This is a genomic window from Bacteroides sp. An322 (genome assembly GCF_002161765.1).
GTDB classification, from domain to species: Bacteria; Bacteroidota; Bacteroidia; order Bacteroidales; family Bacteroidaceae; genus Phocaeicola; species Phocaeicola merdavium.
Window position 1 is genome coordinate 1 of record NZ_NFIN01000065.1, and the last position, 998, is coordinate 998.

At 31.0% G+C, this 998-nt stretch carries 1 protein-coding gene and 1 pseudogene; one reads left to right on the forward strand and one right to left on the reverse strand.

Annotation, left to right across the window (positions count from 1 at the left end; translation table 11 throughout):
• Positions 1-506: TaqI-like C-terminal specificity domain-containing protein (locus B5F91_RS14730; protein ID WP_087429765.1), on the forward strand; the 506-nt coding region annotated here is incomplete at its 5' end.
• Here the strand turns inward: B5F91_RS14730 and B5F91_RS15260 are convergent.
• Positions 499-998 (reverse strand): annotated as a pseudogene (locus tag B5F91_RS15260) (restriction endonuclease); the annotation flags it as partial. The gene B5F91_RS14730 and the pseudogene B5F91_RS15260 overlap by 8 nt on opposite strands.

Genomic DNA, 998 nt, shown 5'->3' on the forward strand with positions numbered 1-998 from the left:
ATATGTTCCAATATAAAGAACCTCTGTCTAATCGAAATAAAGCTGAAACAGGTATCCGTTATGAATGGTATGCTATGCAACGATGGGGCGCTAAATATTGGGAGGATTTTAATAAGCCAAAAATTATGTATCCCAATATGACTAAATATATGCCTTTTTATTATGATGAAAAAGGATTCTATCAAAATGATAAATCATTTATGATAACAGGAAAACATATTCCATTTTTGACTGCCTTTTTGAATTCCTCATTGTTCAAATTTTGTTTTAGAGATAATTTCCCAGAGTTGTTAGGTGGAACACGTGAGTTAAGAAAAATATTTTTCGATAAAATCTCTGTAATAAAAGTGTCTGATGAAATTAATAATGACTTCAAAAGGGAAGTAACAAATCTTCAGTCAAACTATACACGAGAAAAAGCTACTACAATAGATAGAATGCTTTTTGATTTGTATGGCCTGACTGAAGAAGAACGTAAAGTTATTGGATATATTGAAATTAAGTAAAATTGTTCTCAATATATTTTTGTTCATCATGAGATAGGTTATATAAGTCAAAGACTTTATGGCTTATCTCTTTTTCTTTTTCTGTAGAACTATAATCTATTAACTCTTTTAAAGCTTCTTCAAATATAAAATTCTGTTCTTTGGTTATCATAGGAATTTTAATGGGCTCAACAGCTTGTACACTTATAAGTAAATCACCTGTTCCCGTTTTAGGAGCATCTTTTAAAAGATAATGCCCCATTGGGGAATTTAATACACAACAGATGAATTCAATATTTTTACCTGTAGCAAAACATGTACTATCCAACCCTAATGCCCCATTATTATTATAACAAAATCGAAGAATAGAACCGACTCTCTTCCAAACAATTTTTGGTCGTAAGAAATCCTCCCAATATTTAGCGCCCCATCGTTGCATAGCATACCATTCATAACGGATACCTGTTTCAGCTTTATTTCGATTAGACAGAGGTTCTTTATATTGGAACATAT